Source organism: Sorangium sp. So ce367 (assembly GCF_051520455.1).
GTDB classification, from domain to species: Bacteria; Myxococcota_A; Polyangia; order Polyangiales; family Polyangiaceae; genus Sorangium; species Sorangium cellulosum_B.
The window spans coordinates 9,975,411-9,991,796 of record NZ_CP150334.1; the positions used below are offsets into that span (position 1 = coordinate 9,975,411).

11 protein-coding genes are annotated in these 16,386 nt (G+C 71.1%); 5 read left to right on the forward strand and 6 right to left on the reverse strand.

What is annotated here, in order from left to right; all coding sequences use genetic code 11:
- Positions 1 to 23: 23 nt before the first annotated feature.
- Positions 24 to 1,769, forward strand: coding sequence for a class II glutamine amidotransferase (locus tag WME97_RS37825; protein ID WP_437544959.1), 1,746 nt, complete (start codon positions 24 to 26; stop codon positions 1,767 to 1,769).
- 183 nt (positions 1,770 to 1,952) lie between these two features.
- On the opposite strand, the gene WME97_RS37830 is transcribed toward WME97_RS37825, so the two are convergent.
- Positions 1,953 to 4,070 (reverse strand): glucan endo-1,3-beta-D-glucosidase, encoded by a 2,118-nt coding sequence (locus WME97_RS37830; RefSeq protein ID WP_437544960.1) that lies wholly within the window; start codon positions 4,068 to 4,070, stop codon positions 1,953 to 1,955.
- A 297-nt stretch (positions 4,071 to 4,367) separates the two neighbouring features.
- Entirely contained in the window at positions 4,368 to 5,003 is a 636-nt protein-coding gene (locus tag WME97_RS37835) for a peroxiredoxin (protein WP_437544961.1), read from the reverse strand.
- A gap of 206 nt (positions 5,004 to 5,209) precedes the next feature.
- Between WME97_RS37835 and WME97_RS37840 the strand changes: the two genes are divergently transcribed.
- From WME97_RS37840 to WME97_RS37850, 3 genes are all read left to right on the forward strand, one after another.
- On the forward strand, positions 5,210 to 5,419 hold the full coding sequence (locus WME97_RS37840; protein WP_437544962.1) for a hypothetical protein: 210 nt from the start codon (positions 5,210 to 5,212) through the stop codon (positions 5,417 to 5,419).
- Between the two features lie 187 nt (positions 5,420 to 5,606).
- Positions 5,607 to 6,791: an acetyl-CoA C-acyltransferase gene (locus tag WME97_RS37845; RefSeq protein ID WP_437544963.1), complete on the forward strand. Its 1,185-nt coding sequence runs from the start codon at positions 5,607 to 5,609 to the stop codon at positions 6,789 to 6,791.
- Positions 6,788 to 7,690, forward strand: coding sequence for an MBL fold metallo-hydrolase (locus WME97_RS37850; protein WP_437544965.1), 903 nt, complete (start codon positions 6,788 to 6,790; stop codon positions 7,688 to 7,690). The genes WME97_RS37845 and WME97_RS37850 overlap by 4 nt, the downstream gene beginning before the upstream one ends.
- A gap of 87 nt (positions 7,691 to 7,777) precedes the next feature.
- Here the strand turns inward: WME97_RS37850 and WME97_RS37855 are convergent, their stop codons facing one another.
- Positions 7,778 to 9,253 (reverse strand): ATP-binding protein, encoded by a 1,476-nt coding sequence (locus WME97_RS37855; protein ID WP_437544966.1) that lies wholly within the window; start codon positions 9,251 to 9,253, stop codon positions 7,778 to 7,780.
- Positions 9,254 to 9,466: 213 nt separating this feature from the next.
- Positions 9,467 to 12,787, reverse strand: a complete 3,321-nt coding sequence (locus WME97_RS37860) for a M23 family metallopeptidase (protein WP_437544967.1) — start codon at positions 12,785 to 12,787, stop codon at positions 9,467 to 9,469.
- A gap of 517 nt (positions 12,788 to 13,304) precedes the next feature.
- Here WME97_RS37860 and WME97_RS37865 point away from each other — a divergent pair.
- A complete protein-coding gene (locus tag WME97_RS37865) occupies positions 13,305 to 14,147 on the forward strand; it encodes a PfkB family carbohydrate kinase (protein ID WP_437544968.1) in 843 nt (280 codons plus the stop codon).
- 888 nt (positions 14,148 to 15,035) lie between these two features.
- Here WME97_RS37865 and WME97_RS37870 read toward each other — a convergent pair.
- On the reverse strand, positions 15,036 to 15,275 hold the full coding sequence (locus WME97_RS37870; protein ID WP_437544969.1) for an MbtH family protein: 240 nt from the start codon (positions 15,273 to 15,275) through the stop codon (positions 15,036 to 15,038).
- Positions 15,276 to 15,829: 554 nt separating this feature from the next.
- Complete coding sequence (locus WME97_RS37875) at positions 15,830 to 16,174, reverse strand: hypothetical protein (protein WP_437544970.1); 345 nt, start codon at positions 16,172 to 16,174, stop codon at positions 15,830 to 15,832.
- Between the last annotated feature and the right edge of the window lie 212 nt (positions 16,175 to 16,386).

Below are 16,386 nucleotides of genomic sequence, written 5' to 3' on the forward strand. Positions count from 1 at the left end.
CCGCCAGAGTCGCCGACGTACCCATGCCGAATCTCCTCGCGATGTCGTTCGAGGGCGAGCTCGCCCCATGTTTCGATCTCACCTGCCTGCAGCCCGGACGCAAACTGCCTGACGGCTGGGGCATCGGTTACTACCCCGGCGGCGAGCCGAGCGCCTCGGTGCTCAAGGAGCCGGCGCCGCCGCAGGGGAGCATCCGCAGCGAGCTCGTGAAGGCGTGGGAGCACCTCGAGTCGTCGCTGCTCGTGCTGCACATCCGCACGGCGACGTGGGGCAGCGTCAACGACGCCAACACGCAGCCGTTCAGCCGGAGCTGGGGCGGGCGCGACTGGCTGTTCGCGCACAGCGGCAGCCTCGTCGACCGGATCGAGGTCGATCCGAAGTCGCTCTTCCAGCCGGTCGGCTCGACGGACACGGAGCTCATCCTGTGCGAGCTCATGCGCTGGATGGCGTCGGAGAACCTCCGGAGCATCGGCGACATCGATCCGGCGGTGCTGCGCGACTGGTTCGACGAGATGAACGAGCACGGCCCCCTCACGTCGGTCCTGGCCGACGGCCGCGATCTGGTCGTCTACGCGGATCGCGATCGCGAGGGGGACGCCTTCCTGTGGGAGGTGCTGCCGCCGTACGAGCGCCTCGCGTTCGGGGACGACGATCTGGAGGTCGACCTGACGCGCCGGGGGGTCAAGAGCCGCAAGGGCGTCATCGTCTCGTCGGAGGAGCTCAAGGTCCACGCGGGCGGGCGGGCGGCGTCCTGGAAGCGCGTGCCGCCGGGGCACCTCGTGGTGCTGCGGCAGGGGGCGCTCCGGGCCACGGCGTCCCCGCGCACCGACCGGCGCAAGCCGTCGTCGTCCACGCCGCCGCTCTCGTCGCGGCCGGTCCGGCGCCCCGTGCACGCGGCGATCCGCCGCTTCCAGGTGGTGCACCGCACGTCGTACCACTACGCGACCGCGGTGGAGCGCAGCACGCACCTCCTGCGGCTGACGCCTGCGCACGACCGGCTGCAGACGCTGCTGCACAACGAGATCGACATGTCGGTCGAGGGCCAGCATCGCGAGTACGACGACGTCTTCGGCAACCGCGCGCGGCGGGTGCTGCTCGACACGCCGTTCCATGATCTCGTCATCGAGTCGAGGTCGCGGGTGGAGCTGCTCGACACCGATCCGCTGAGCTTCCGCCCGCTGCGTGCGCGGTCGACGATCCCGCTCGTGTGGATGCCGTGGCAGCGCCAGATCCTGCAGCCGTTCCTCCTGCCGCCGGAGCTGGCCGAGAGCGAGCTCTCGGAGCTCATCGAGTACGCGATGACCTTCGTGGAGCGGAACGGCTACGATCTGCTCGACACGCTGCTCGACCTGAACGCGTCGATCTTCGAGGAGTACGAGTACAAGCAGGGGTCGACCAACCTGTTCACGACGGCGTTCGACGTGTACGCGAACCGCCGCGGCGTGTGCCAGGACTTCACGAACCTGTTCATCTGCCTGACGCGGCTGCTCGGCGTGCCGTCGCGCTACGTGTGCGGGTACATCTACACGGGGCCGAAGCACGAGAACCAGCGGCAGAGCGAGGCGTCGCACGCCTGGGTCCAGGTGTACCTGCCGGAGATCGGGTGGAAGGGCTTCGACCCGACGAACGGGATCCTGACGCAGACCGATCACATCCGCGTCGCGGTCGGGCGCAACTACGTGGACGCGACGCCGACCTCGGGCACGATCTACGTGGGTGGCGGCGCGGAGCGCCTCGCGGTCGACGTGCGGGTCGAGCCGATCGATTGATGGCGGGGCGCTGGGATGGAGAGGGCCTGAGACTCCCTCATTGAGCAGCCCTTTCCAGCGGGAAAATTGAACAGGGAGGCGGGGAGACAGGGAGTGTCTTGAAGATTTCCCTCCCCGCCTCCCCGCCTCCCTGTGAATCTCCCGAAGAACTTGAGGGGACGCCTCAGGGAGAGGGCGGCCGGCTCAGGGCCGCGTGGCGATCCAGTAGAGGAGCGCGGTCCGGCTGAGGCCGTCGTCGAGCGCGGTGAGCGCCTGCGCGTCCTCCCAGGCGGCCTCCTTGTCGACGGTCGCGTGCGCCGCGATCAGGAACGCCTTCCAGGGGTCCTCCGCGTCCGCGGTGGTCTCCGAGATCACGGGCCACGCGTCCTGGACCCAGTCCTTGGAGATGAGCGACTCCGAGATCGGCGTGATCGGGAGCAGCTGGATCCCATAGACGTACTCGGGGTTGGGACCGAACCACGTCCCGAAGTCGGCCTTCGTGGACCAGAGCACGCCGACGGCGCCGTTGTTCTTGAACGGCTCGGGGTAGACGGTGCTGTCCGCGGTCACCTGCCAGTACGTCTGCGCCGAGGCCGTCTCCAGGGCGAGGAGCACCCGGCCGAGGTTCTCCACGTCCTTGTTCTCGAGCGCCTCACCGAGGAGCTGCATGCTGTACCAGGCGTTGACGGCCTCGGAGGTCGACTCCTGGTTGCGGCCGTCCGCGAACGGGAACAGCCCTGACGCCCACGAGTGGCCCCTGAACCAATCCATGCTGCGGAACGGCGTGAAGAACGTGTCCTTGGCGCTCGGGTTGGCGATGTCCCGGACGAGCCAGAGCGCCTTGTCCCCGTACTCCTCGCGCCACGCCTCATCGCTCTTCGCGAGCACGGCCGCCGCGTAGAGGAAGTAGCCGTAGTGGAAGTGATGATCGTTGTAATACCCCTGGCCGAAGTCGGCGGCCTGGTCCGTCAGGCCCTTGGTCGTCACGAGGCCGCCCCAGGTCGTGTCGTAGACGAGGGGGTTGTCGTTCTGGCCGTTGAGCCACGGGTTGAGGCGCGACTTGAGCCGCGCCCTGAGCTCCTCCGCGAGATCCGCCTTGCCGACCACCTCGGCGATCTGCGCGAGGCGCGCGAGCTTCGCGAGCTGCTTGCCCCCGAAATAGGGGTCTGTCCCGGCGACCGCCTCGTCGGGCATGAAGCCCTTGTCCTCCTCGAGGGCCGCGATGATGGCCTCGCCCCACTCGTCCGAGGCGCGGCGCGGCGCGTCCCAGCCGATCGTGCTGAGCGGGTACTCGAGCTTCCAGCTCGCGCCGGAGATGCCCTTCATCTGGCCGATCACGGTCGGGTACGAGACGTCCGCCGTCTTGTACATATCGAGCTTGGCCATGTGATGCGGCAGCGCCATGGTCAGGAGATCGCCCTCGCCCTCGGTCTTCCAGACGAAGCGCACCGTGGCGTTGTCCTCGGTGACCGAAGCCTCGATGTCGCCGCCGACCGGGATGACGGCGGCGTGGTCGTCGAGCGCGGCCGCGGCGTTCGGCCCGGGGACGAGCGCGAGGCGGAGCGAGCCCTCGTACGGCTCGTCCGCCGTCATGGAGAGGGCGTCCCACTCGAGGCTGATCTCGGGGAACGCATAGAGCACCCACGTCTGACCGTTGTTGAGCGAGATCTCGAATCGGTCGCCCGTGACCGTTGTGGGGCTCGTCGACTCGCCGTTGACCTCGGTGATCGCCACGCCGTCGCCGGCGCGGACGGAGGGGGCGAGCCCGTCGTACGTGGCCGTCACGTACGGCATCCCGTACACGATGGGCGCCGTCATCGTGCCGCCCTCCGCCGCCCACTCCACGGTGACCGAGAGGAGATCGGCCGACTTGACGGTGTGGCCGGAGAAGGCCTGACGCGCGCTGAGCGCGAGCTGCGTCAGGTCCGCCGAGGTGACGGCCGTGCTCTCGACCACGACGTCGGGCCGGGAGATCGACAGCGCCTGTCGGACCGCCTTGAGGTCGTACGGCGCGGCGTTGATCCGCTGATCGCCCGCGCCGAGAGCGAAGTTCATCCAGGTCGCGTTCGTGGGGAGCGGGGCCTTGAGATCGGCCAGCACGGCGCCCGGCGCGAGCGGGTGCTCCGCCTCCATGAACTTCGGAGCGACGTCCGAGAGCGGCTTGCTGCGGTCGAGATCCCACGTCTCGACCGGCACGCCGCCGGTGCCGCCGGTGCCGCCGCCGCCGTCCCCCCCGCTGCCTCCGCCGCCGTCGCCCTCGGTCACCTTGGGCGGCGGCTCATCGTCGCCGCACGCGGCGATCGCGGAGAGGCAGCTCAGCAAAGCAAAAGTCCGTAGCATCGGATGCTTCAACATCATAATCCAGCTCCCTCGCTCCCTCGCTCCAGCGCTCATCGCTCCACCTGCCGCGAAGCGGATCGAGAGATGAGCCCTGGTGTCGTGGTAGTTTCATCGATTTGCAAGCAACGGTACAGATTCTTTCATGAAGCGCCGGGCCCGTCCAGCTTGGCGAGCCCGCCGTCCCCGCGCCGGAGGCCCTCGCGATGCCATCCATCAGGCGATCGACGACCCGCACGCCCCGAGTCGGCTATGTCGTTGTCCGATGGTTCCTGGGGTCCTTTATCGCGTCTTCGCGGGCGCCTTGGCCGCGCCCTTCGCAGGCGCCTTGGCCGCGCTCTTCGCAGGCGTCTTGGCCGCGCCCTTCGCAGGCGCCTTGGCCGCGCTCTTCGCAGGCGTCTTGGCCGCGCTCTTCGCGGTCGCCCCTGCCAAAGGCGCGGGCGGCGCCTCGCCTCTGCCGCCTCCGCGCACGAGCGCGAGCACCTCGTCCGCGTGTCCGTCGACCTTCACGGCGCTGAAGGCGTGCTTCACCGCGCGATCGGGGCCGATGATGAAGGTGCTCCGGATGGTGCCCATCACCTTCTTGCCGTACATCGACTTCTCGCCGTAGACGCCGTAGGCGTTGTGCGCGGCGAGATCCGGATCGCTGAGGAGCGTCACCCCGAGATCGTATTTGTCCCTGAACTTCCGGTGGCGTTCGGCGGAGTCGCGGGAGACGCCGAGCACGACGGCGCCGGCATCGGCGAAGGCGCGCAGGGCCGCGGAGAAGGCCTGGGCCTCCCGCGTGCAGCCGGGGGTGTCGTCCTTTGGATAGAAGTAGAGGACGACCGTCTTGCCCGGGAAATCCGCGAGGCCCACCGTCTTACCGCTGTCGCTTTCGAGAGAGAAATCGGGGGCACGATCGCCTGCATTCACCATCGCTCGTTCGCTCCTTGTCCGCCCGGGCGCAGGGAGGACAGCCCCCCTTCCCCATCGGCGCGCACGATATCACGCGACGTCCCCGGCGTACCACATAGCGCCCCCCGGCCCGCGCCAGCGTCGCCGCGCGCCGCGCTCAGTCGGCGGGGCCCCGGCCCGGAGGGCGCGGGCGCTCAGGGCCAGCCTGGATCCGGCTCGGGCGGAGCTTGGATTCCGTCCGCGAGCGGCCGCACGACGACGGCGCTCTCCACTCCCGGTATCCCGCGCCTGCGCGCGGCCGCGGCGCCCCTCCCGCGCGGGCGCGGCGCGCGGGCGCGACGGACGACTGCGTGGTGACATACGATCTCGAGGGGATCGCGAAGAGCCCGGTCGCGAAGAGCCCGGCCGGCGGAGCGACGCAGGGGGGCGCTCGATGATGATGTGAACCCGCGAACCGCGAACCGAACGAACCGCGCAGGCCACCGCGCGCGCGACCGCGCAGGCAGCGGAGCGTCGCCGGGGCCGGCTTGCCCCCCCAGGGCAACCGAGGTACCCAAGGCACATTCGCAAGGCGCATGGCTGGCGTCATCGAATGAAATGGCATCAGCGCTGCTGGAGGAGATCATGACCCTGCCCGTCCCCGTGTACATCGTCGCAGCGGCCCGGACGCCGATCGGCGCGTTCCAGGGCGCACTCTCGCCCTTGCCCGCCCCCCGCCTGGGTGAGGTCGCCATCCGGGCGGCGCTCGAGCGGGCAAAGCTGTCTCCGGAGGCGGTCGAGGAGGTGTTCCTCGGCAATGTCCTGTCCGCCGGCATCGGGCAGGCTCCGGCCCGGCAGGCCGCCATCTTCGCCGGCATCCCGAGCAAGGTGCCGGCCACCACCGTGAGCAAGGTCTGCGGCTCGGGCCTCCAGGCCGTGATCTTCGGCGCGAAGACGGTGGCGCTCGGCGACGCGGACGTCGTCGTCGCCGGCGGCATGGAGTCGATGTCGAACGTGCCCTACTACCTCCCGCAGGCGCGCACGGGCTACCGCATGGGCGACGGCAAGCTCGTGGACGGCATGATCCACGATGGCCTGTGGGATCCGTACGGCAACTTCCACATGGGCACCGCGGGCGACGCGTGCGCCAGGGAGCACGGCTTCTCGCGGGAGGCGCAGGACGAGTACGCGAAGGAGAGCTTCCGCCGCGCGGTCGCGGCCCAGCGCGAGGGGCTCTTCGCCGCGGAGATCGCGCCCGTCTCCGTCCCGCAGAGGAAGGGCGACGCCGTGGTCGTGAAGGAGGACGAGGGCCCGCCCGCCGGCAAGCCCGAGAAGTTCGCGTCCCTGAAGCCCGCGTTCCAGAAGGACGGGACGATCACCGCGGCCAACGCGTCGTCCATCAACGACGGCGCGAGCGCGCTCGTCCTGGCGAGCGAGCGGGCCGTCAAGGAGCACAAGCTCACGCCGCTCGCGCGGATCGTCGGCTATGGCGGCGCCGCGCAGGCGCCCGAGTGGTTCACGACGGCGCCGGCCGCGGCCATCGCGAACACAACGAAGAAGCTCGGCATCCCGACGGACCAGATCGACCTCTTCGAGGTGAACGAGGCGTTCGCGGTGGTGGCGCTCGCGGTGAACAAGCTCTCCGGGCTCGACGCCCAGAAGGTCAACGTCCGCGGCGGCGCGGTCGCGCTCGGCCACCCGATCGGCGCGAGCGGGGCGCGCATCCTGACGACGCTGCTCTTCGCCATGAAGGACAGGAACGCGAAGCGCGGCCTGGCCACGCTCTGCATCGGCGGCGGCGAGGCGCTCGCTGTCGTCGTGGAGCGGTGATCCGCCCGCAGCCCGTCGGGCCCGGCGTGCGCGGCGTGGAGGCCTTCCCCGCGCGCACGCCGACCCTGCCGCCCGCGACCCACACGAACAGCTACGCGCTCGGCGGCGGCGAGGTGCTGCTCGTCGAGCCGGCCACGCCGTACGAGGACGAGCGCCGCGAGTGGCTCGCCTGGGCGCGCGGCTTCGCCTCCCAGGGGCGGTCGATCGTGGCGATCGCGGTGACCCACCACCACGCCGACCACGTCGGGGGCGCGCGCTTCTTCGCGGCCGAGCTCGGCTTGCCGGTCTGGGGGCACGCCGAGGCGGCCCCGCGCCTCCCGGGCGTCCCCCTCGCGCGCCGCCTCGCGGACGGGGAGGTGCTGCGGCTCGGCGGGCCGGAGCCGACGGCGCTGCGGGTGCTCCACACGCCGGGGCACGCGCCCGACCACCTCTGCTTCCTCGACGAGGCGCAGGGCGCCCTGGTCTGCGGCGACATGGTCGCCGGCGAGGGGACGATCCTGATCGATCCCCGGGAGGGCGACATGGCGGAGTACCTCGCGCAGCTCGATCGGCTCGCGGGGCTCGGGGCGCGGGTCGCGCTGCCGGCGCACGGCGGGCCGATCGGCGCGCCGGAGGCGCTGTTCCGGCGCTACATCGCGCACCGGCTTGGGCGGGAGCGGCTGGTGGTCGCGGCGCTCGAGGCGGCCAGCGAGGCCGGCGCAGGCAGCGAGGCCGGCGCGGGCGGCGCAGGCGGCACGTCGACCGAGGCGCTCTTGCCGGTCGTCTATGCAGACACAGCGCCGCTCGTCTGGCCGCTCGCGCGGCTGAGCCTCGAGGCTCACCTGATCAAGCTGGAGCGCGAGGGGCGGGTGGTGCGCCGCGAGGACCGATGGCGGCGCGCGGCGGGGACGGGCGCCTGACCGTACGGCCGGGCGGAGCGGGGTCACTTCGCGGAGGCGTCGCCCTTCGCGCGCCGCGCGCCGCGGCCTCGTGCACCGCCTCGCCCATCAGGACGCACGCGGCAGCTCGACCCGGAACACCGAGCCGGCGCCCGGCTCGCTCTCGACGAGGAGGCGGCCGCCGTGCGCCTCGACGATGCGCTTCGCCACCGCCAGCCCGAGGCCCGTCCCCGGGATCGCGCCCGCCGACGCCTTGAGGCGCTGGAACGGCTCGAAGAGGTGCGCCAGATCCGCCGGATCGATCCCGACCCCGCGGTCGCGAACCGCGATCTCGGCGCGGCCCGCGCCGCCGTGGACCGCCACGTCGACCTGGCCGCCGGCGGGAGAGTACTTGAGCGCGTTTGACAGGAGGTTGTTGAGCACCTGCTGGATCCGCGCCGCATCGCAGCGGACGAGCACCGGCGCCTCGGGGAGCGAGAGCTCGATCGGGTGCTGCGGCGAGACCGGGCGGTAGAGCTCGACCGCCTCCTGCACGAGCTCGCGCAGGTCGCGATCCTCGACCCGGAGGTCGAGCTTGCACGCCTCGATCTGCGACGCGTCAAGGAGGTCCCCGACCATGCGCTCGAGGCGATCGACCTGCCGCCCGACGAGCGCCATGGTCCGCTGCACACGCGGCTCGGACGGGGGGCCTCCGTCGTTGAGGAAGCCGACCGACAGCCGGAGCGCCGAGAGCGGGTTCCTGAGGTCGTGCGCCACGCCGCCGAGGAACGCGAACTGCGCCTCACGCTGGCGCTCCAGCGACTCTGCCGTGCTGTTGAAGGCCCGCGCGATGTCCCCGAGCTCGCGCGGCCCGACGAGCGGCGCGCGCGCGGCGCGGTCCCCCGCGCCGTAGCGGCCGATCGCCTCCTGGATCGCGACGACGGGGCCGTAGACGAGCCGCCGCGCGCTGATGAGGACCAGGGACGCGCCCGCCATGAAGAAGATGACGGCGGCGACGCCGGCGGTGGTCGCGCGCCGGCCCAGACGCTCGATGAGCGCCTGGGACTCACGGGCCTGATGGAGGTTGATCTCGACAAGGCGGTCCAGGGCCTTGAACGACTCGTCGAAAGCGAGCGAATCGGTGGCCAGCGCCGGCGCGTCCGGCGAGGGGGGTGAGCCGCCGGCATCGCCGGCTCGACGCCCGACGAGGTATTCGTCGACGCGCCGCTCTGCGTCGACGAGCACGCCGCTCTCTTCCTCGCTGCTCACGTGACGGTGAGCCTCCGCAAGGCCCTCCCTTAGCTCGATCTCCCACTCGTGGAAGGTGGAGATCGGCCCGCCGCTGGCGGACCCAGCGCCGCGGTGGATCTGATGTGCATCGCGGAGGAGGTCGATCTGCAGGCTGTGCACCAGGCGGACGCTCTCGATCGCGTCGCCGAGGATCCCGGTGGCCTGCTGCATGGTCGCCGCGGCGGCCATGAGCGCGGCGACCACGGCGATCGCCGCGCCCGTGAGGAGAAACGTCGCGATCCCGAGGAGCGTGCTCAGGCTTGGCCGCCTCGAGGAGCCGAGCTCTGGCGCGCGCCGCGCCGCTGCTGATTCCATGGCGTCGATTGATCCGATTTCGCGCCCGAGGCAACTCGGACGCAGCGCCGCCCCCGAGCGGCGCGGCCCTCCACGCTCGCCCGCGGGCGCGGCGCGTCTCCGCGGCGGCTGGTGACGGCGCCATGGCGGAGGGTGGAGGCCGGCCAGACGGCAGCGCCGGCGAGCTCGGCTCGACAGCGCTGGCCGAGGATGGGCGGCGTCACGGCGCGGGTGTCACTGGCACGCCTGGGCGGCCGTGTTCCGGCGGAGCCCACAGGCGAAGGTGCCGCCGCCGCAGCTGAAGACGCTGCAGTACTCGTGCACCTCCCTGCGCCCGTCGGGGTAGGTTTTTACCTCGCAGTCCGCAGGGCTGTAGTCGCACACCCCCTGGCAGCGGATCGGGCCGGTCGTGCCGTCGTTCGCGTCCGTGCACGGCCGCTCGTCGAGCTGGGTGGTCGCCGTGAACCCCACGTCCGCCTGATCATCGAAGTGCCCCGTGCAGAAGTGCGCGTCGGTGACGGTGCCCTCGAGATAGCTCCGGAGGGCCGGCGAGAAGAAGGGCACCGGGTTCGGCGCCTTGTTGTCGGCGACGCGGCGGACCTCGAAGTGCAGGTGATCGTTGCCTGGCCAGTCCGACGATTCGCCGATCTCCTGCCCCGGGACGACGAGATCGCCCTCGGCGACCAGGCTCGACGCGGCGTGCCCGTAGATGACGTACACCGAGCCATAGCGGATCGTGAGATCGATCTGGGAAGGCGCGCCCCGGGCAGTGGGGTACCTGCCTGTGCAGGCGTTTCGCCCGGCGCACATGACCTTTCCATAGCCGACCGAGTACAAGGGGCTGCGCGCCGGGACGGAGAAATCGAGCCCGCTGTGGTTGCCGGAGGTGTGCGTGTAATAGACGGTCTGGAGCACGACCGAAGTGCACGTATGGCCGAAGTACTGCCCCATGGGCGGCGCATCCCCGTTCGGCATCGTGGTGGGGTGATTGCAGAACCTGGGCACCTTCGTGTCGCTGAGCTCGTCGCCGGGCCCCACCTCGCCGCAGCCGGTTGTCGGATCCCCCCCGCCGCCGGCGCCCGAGACCGACGCGTTCGTGATGGTCGCGCCCTCGTGGTTCAGGCTGGTATCGAGCCTGAGCGGATAGGTGGGCGCCGTCAGGCTCGTATGGAACGCCAGCCCGTTCTTGCGGTACCGCACCTGGCCATTGAACACCTCGACACGGAAGACGTCGCCGGCCTGGTAGGTCCCGAAGTACCCCTGTCCAACCCCCTGCTCGTAGATCTCCAGGCCCCCATCGGCGCGCAGGTAGATCGCATAGTCGATGTCCCCGTAGCCCTGATCGGCGTCGCCGTGGCCGAGGCCCGCCATCTTCTCGAGGCTCGCCTCGTTCGTGGAGAACTCAGCATAGCCGTCGCCCGCCTCGATCTGCTCGGCCGATGACGCCCCGGCGTGCCAGCCCCAGCCGGCGGTGCGCGTCAGCACGCCTCCGTTGGCGGTGGCATAGCGGACGTTCTGCCATAGCCCGGGGGGCATGCAGCTCGTGTCCCCGGCCGCGCAGCTCACGACCTGGGCGCTGGCGACGGTCGCGCCCTCGTGGTTCAGGCTGGTGTCGAGCCCGAGCGGGTAGGTGGGCGCCGTGGTGCTCGTGTGGAATACCATCCCGTTCTTGCGGTAGCGCACCTGGCCATTGAACACCTCGACGCGGAAGACGTCCCCGACCTCGTAGCTCCCGAAGTATCCCTGTCCAGCGCCCTGCTCGTAGACCTCCAGGCCCCCGTCGTCGCGCAGGTAGATCGCGTAATCGATGTCTCCGAAGCCCTGGTCCGTGTCGCCGTGGCCGAGGCCCGCCATCTTCTGGAGGTCCGCCTCGTTCGTGGAGAACTCCACGTAGCCGTCGCCCGCCTCGATCTGCTCGGCCGACGAGGCCCCGGCGTGCCAGCCCCAGCCGGCGTCGCGGGTCAACAGGCTTCCGTTCGCCGTGGCGTAGCGGACGTTCTTCCATTCCTGCGGCGGCATGCAGCCCTCGTCCCCGGCCGCGCAGCTCATGATCTGGGCGCCTGTGACGGTTGCGCCCTCGTGGTTCAGGCTGGTGTCGAGCCCGAGCGGATAGGTGGGCGCCGTGTTGCTCGTGTGGAACACCATCCCGTTCTGCCGGTAACGCACCTGGCCATTGAACACCTCGACGCGGAAGATGTCGCCCGGCTGGTACGTCCCGAAGTACCCCTGTCCAACCCCCTGCTCGACGATCTCCACGCCTCCATCGGCGCGCAGAAAGACCGCATAGTCGATGTCCCCGAAGCCCTGATCGGCGTCGCCGTTGCCGAGGCCCGCCATCTTCTCGAGGCTCGCCTCGTTCGTGGAGAACTCCACGAACCCGTCGCCCGCCTCGATCTGCTCGGCCGACGAGGCCCCGGCGTGCCAGCCCCAGCCGGCGCTTCGCGTCAGCACGCCTCCGTTGGCGGTGACGTAGCGGACGTTCCGCCACAGCCCCGGCGGCATGCAGCTCGTGTCCCCGGCCGCGCAGCTCGCGACCTGGGCGCTTGTGATGGTCGCGCCCTCGTGGTTCAGGCTGGTGTCGAGCCCGAGCGGGTAGGTGGGCGCCGTGGCGCTCGTGTAGAACACGAGCCCGTTCTTGCGGTAACGCACCTGGCCGCTGAACGCCTCCACGCGGAAGACGTCGCCGGCCTGGTACGTCCCGAAGTAGCCCTTACCGTACCCCTGCTCGACGATCTCCAGGCCTCCATCGGCGCGCAGAAAGACCGCATAGTCGATGTCCCCGAAGCCCTGATCGGCGTCGCCGTTGCCGAGGCCTGCCATCTTGTCGAGGCTCGCCTCGTTCGTGGAGAACTCCACGAACCCGTCGCCGGCCTCGATCTGCTGGACCGACGAGGCCCCGGCGTGCCAGCCCCAGCCGGGGCTGCGCGTCAGCAAGGTCCCGTTCGCCGGGGCGTAGCGGACGTTCTTCCAGAACCCCGGCGGCATGCAGCTCTCGTCGCCGGCCGCGCAGCTCGTGATCTGGGCGCTGGTGACGGTCGCGCCCTCGTCGTGCAGGCTGGCGTCGAGCGCCAGCGGGTAGGTGGGCGCCGTGGCGCTCGTATAGAATACGACCCCGTTCTTGCGATAACGCACCTGGCCATCGAACACCTCGACGCGGAAGACGTCGCCGGCCTGGTAGGTCCCGAAGTAGCCCTTCCCGTACCCCTGCTCGAGGATCTCCACGCCCCCGTCGGCGCGAAGGAGCACCCCGTGATCGATGTCCCAGAACGATTGGCTCTCATCGCCGTGGCTCAACCCGGCGATCTTGGTCCGGTTCGCCTCGTTCGTGGAGAACTCGACGAACCCGTCGCCCGCCTCGATCTGCTGGACCGACGAGGCGCCGGCGCTCCAGCCCCAGCCCGGGCCGCGGGTCAGGGCGCCGCCCGACACCTCGACCTCGACGGCGTTGTTCCAGAAGGCGGTGGCGCCCTCTGCAGCCCGCGCGTCTCTCGCGCTCGCGATGGTGCTCCCGACGGCGAGCGCCGCGAGGAGCACGCCTTTGCAGAGCCTCCTCATGATGCGCCCGTCCTCCCGCGGCCCGCGACGAGCGCGGCGGCGAGGCATGGCGCAGGGTACCGGATGGATCTGTCGAATGCGTGTTGAAGCACGGTGTTGATCTCCTCTGGACATGGATCGTTGATGAGAAGCCGGGCAGACAAAGCCCTCCCGCCAGCGCGCCGCTGCCGGTAGCGCGTCGCACGTCGCGCGGCCGTCGCGCGTGCGTCTCCGTTCACCAGCGCGCGACGGCGGCTGGCCCTGGCGCGCAGGAGGGCGCGGATCGGGTGTGGCTCGACGGCCACCCCCGTTCCTACGCCGCGGCCGTCCGGCTTCTGACAGGCACCGATCCTCTTTTCCCGCGCGCCGCCGGCCATGCCCGGCGAGGGGCGTCGCCGGGCGTGGCGGGCATGGCCGGCGAGGGGCGTCGCCGGGCGTGGCGGGGAGCGCGGGGGGCTGGGGAGGCGGGCGTGCTCCGGCCGGGCGGCGGCCAGGAGGCGCCCGCGCGGCGCGGCGCCGCCGTGCTATGTCGAGCGGCATGGCAGCGCCGCGCATCGCCGTCGTGGGTCACGTCGAGCACGTGACGCTCGGCCGCACCGAGGGCGTCCCTCAGCCGGGCGACATCGTTCACCTGCTCGACGCGCGCTTCCTGCCCGGCGGGGGTGGCGGCCTCGCCTTCGCGCAGCTCTGCCGGAGCGACGCCGAGATCCACCTCTTCACCGCGCTCGGGCACGACGCGGCGGCGCGCGCCGTCGAGGAGCGCATCCGCGTCGCGCCGGGGCGCGTGCACGTCCACGCGGCGGTGCGCGCCGTGGACCACCCGCGCGTGGTCGTCGTCGTGGACGCCGAGGGCCGTCGCACCATCCTCGTCACCGGGGCCCCGCTCCAGCCCGCCGCGACCGACCCGCTCCCGTGGTCGATCCTCGCCGGCTGCGACGCCGTGTACTTCACCGGCGCCGACCCCGAGAGCCTGCGCCTCGCGCGCGCCGCGCGTCGCCTCGTGGTGACCGCCCGCAGGGGCGCGGCGCTCCGGGCGGCGGCGATCGCCCCCGACGTGGTCATCGGCAGCGCCTCCGATCCGCGCGAGAACGCCCCGCTCGACGCGTACGACCCCTGCCCCGGCGCGCTGGTGCTCACCGACGGGCCGCGGCCCGTCCGCGTCCTCCGCCCGGGGAGCGCCGCGCTGGTCGACGCGCCGCCCGCGCCGGACCGCGTCCTCGGCGAGTACGGCGCCGGCGACAGCTTCGCCGGGGCGCTCACCTTCTATCTCGCCCACGGCCTCCCCGTCGAGGAAGCCTGTCGCCTCGCTGGACCGCACGGCGCCGCCGTGCTGCGCGGGATCGATCCGCTCGAGACGCAGACGGCGCTCATCGCGCCGTGACTCGGGTCCACCTGTGCAGGGCGGGACCGCGGCGCTCGTTACCTAGATGCAGCACCAGGGGTAGAGCGTTGATACAACCCATGTCTTGTCGTGCTTGCAGCGCATCGCCCCACCACAGTTGCCGCCCCCGGAGTCGTTCTCGCAAGCATAGCCGACAGCATCGCACGGTTCGCCTGGGCTGGCGCCCTCGCACGGAACGCAGCTCGCGCTGGCCCCGGAGCATCCGCCGCACGCCGATTGCTCTGTCTTGAGCCAGGCTGCCGGCCGCGCTGCGCAGCTGCTCTGAGTATCGTCGGGATCACCTTCATTGAGTTTGCATTCGAACACGAGGACGCAATCGCCCGTCGTGTACGTGCAGATCTTCCCGATCTCAGGACACGCTGTCGACTCGACAAGCACCTCGCTCGGGCACCCGGGCGAAACCGTCGTCTCCCCGGCCGGCGCGCCGCCTTCCCCAGCCGGCGCGCCGCCTTCCCCGGCCAGCGCGCCGCCTTCCCCGCTCGGCGCGCCTCCGGACCCACCCGCTGAAGCGCTCTCAGCGTCGAGGTCCACGTGCGGAGAACAGCCGATGAACAGGGGCACGACGAGGGCAACACCGACGAGAGAGAGGTGACGCATCCGCTCCTCCTGGTCTGCCCTCAGCAATTGCCGTTCCGCGGCGATCCTTGCCTTGTTTCATGCAGCTACGTCGAGCGTGGGAGCTCCCCTCTGGCCCAGGTTGGCACGCTTCGGCAGGCCCCCATGGCACACGGACCTCCGTCCAGCCAGCGTGCTCCTGATCCAGCCTGCCCGGTCCAGCCTGACCAGGCTACCGGGCGGACGGCGCGGACTCCGCTTTCATGGCCACGTCGCCCCCGCGATCGCCGCCATCCTCGCCTCATCGCGGCGTCAGGAGAGCCACTCCGCGCGCGCTCGGGCGACCTCCGCCGGGGCGCATCCCTCCTCCGGGGCGCGCAGGCGCTCCCATGCCTGCTCGATGTAAGCGAGGCACTCCATGATGGAGCCCTGCTTGCCGGCCTCCCGCGACCCGCTCGGGATTGCGCGCTCGACAGGGAAGACGGTGTACTGCTTCTCGTGATCGACGACGACGCGATAGGTGGCTGCGTCCTGCTGCTCTTCCTGGTTCATCTTCCCCTCCGCGGGTCGGCCCGATTGCGCTGCGGGGTCGCACCATAACCTCGGTCCCCGCGCCGTCGAGCCGGAATCTCCGAGCACGGATCGCAGGATCAGGCCGTCTCCGCCCGAGACGGCATCACGCCGGGATCGATGCCCGTGTCACGACATCACGCCAGCGAGACCGATGGCCCATGGACCCGCTCCACCATCGATCGACGCCTCACGCCGCGGGAACAGGCAAGGAGCCTCAGCTCATGTAGTGTCGTGGGGGCATCGCAGCAGGTCGGAGCGGGAAGGGTGGGCGCGGCGGGGGAAGGCGGGTGGCGAACGGCGGGTCACCCCGTGGGCCTGTCCGAGCTTGGCGAGCCTCGCGTCGCTCTCGTCCTCGACGCCATCGTCGAACAGCCAGTCGAGCGTCGCTGTGATCTCGCCGAGGACGAGCTACCCGCGGTCGAACGGGCTCGCCTTCCTCGGGTCCACGGCGAGCCAATAGCAAGTGCCCGCCTCCACGGTGACGCGCTGGAGCGAGAGGATCTCCTCGCCTGTCTTCGCCATCAGCGCGCCAGTCAGGAGAGCACGTCGGTCGCAGTCTTCGCCCCGAGGACGTTATCGATCCAGCGATCGAGGATCGCGATGTCCGCGCATGCGTGGATACGCGCGCTCTCGTTGGCGGTCAGCGCGATCCCTGCACGCGCAAGCAGCCGCAGCAGCACGGTGAGCCCGTTCGGCCCATTGCCGTGCGCCACCGCCGAGAGCACGGCCAGCTCGGCGTCCTTCTCCGCCTCGGCCGGGTCGGTGATCTCGGGGACGACCGCCGGACCGAGCACCAGCGGCTCGACGTGGCCGAGGCCCAGGCCGAGGTCGATGTTCTCCGCCGCCCAGGCGGCCACGCCGACGTCCGGTGCGATCACGAGGACGGCACCGAAGGGCCGAGCAAGGTCGCGCCGACAGTAGCAGGCTGCATAGACGAGGCACCGAGGTAGGACAGACGCGGAGAGCCGCTGAGGCCGAGCCACGTCGGCACGGTCCGCTTCGTCCTGGCTCTGCCGGGGCCTGGGTACCGCCGACCCCTGGCAGCGCAACGAGCCGACGACGCGCCGCGCTCGGTCAACGACCTCGCGAG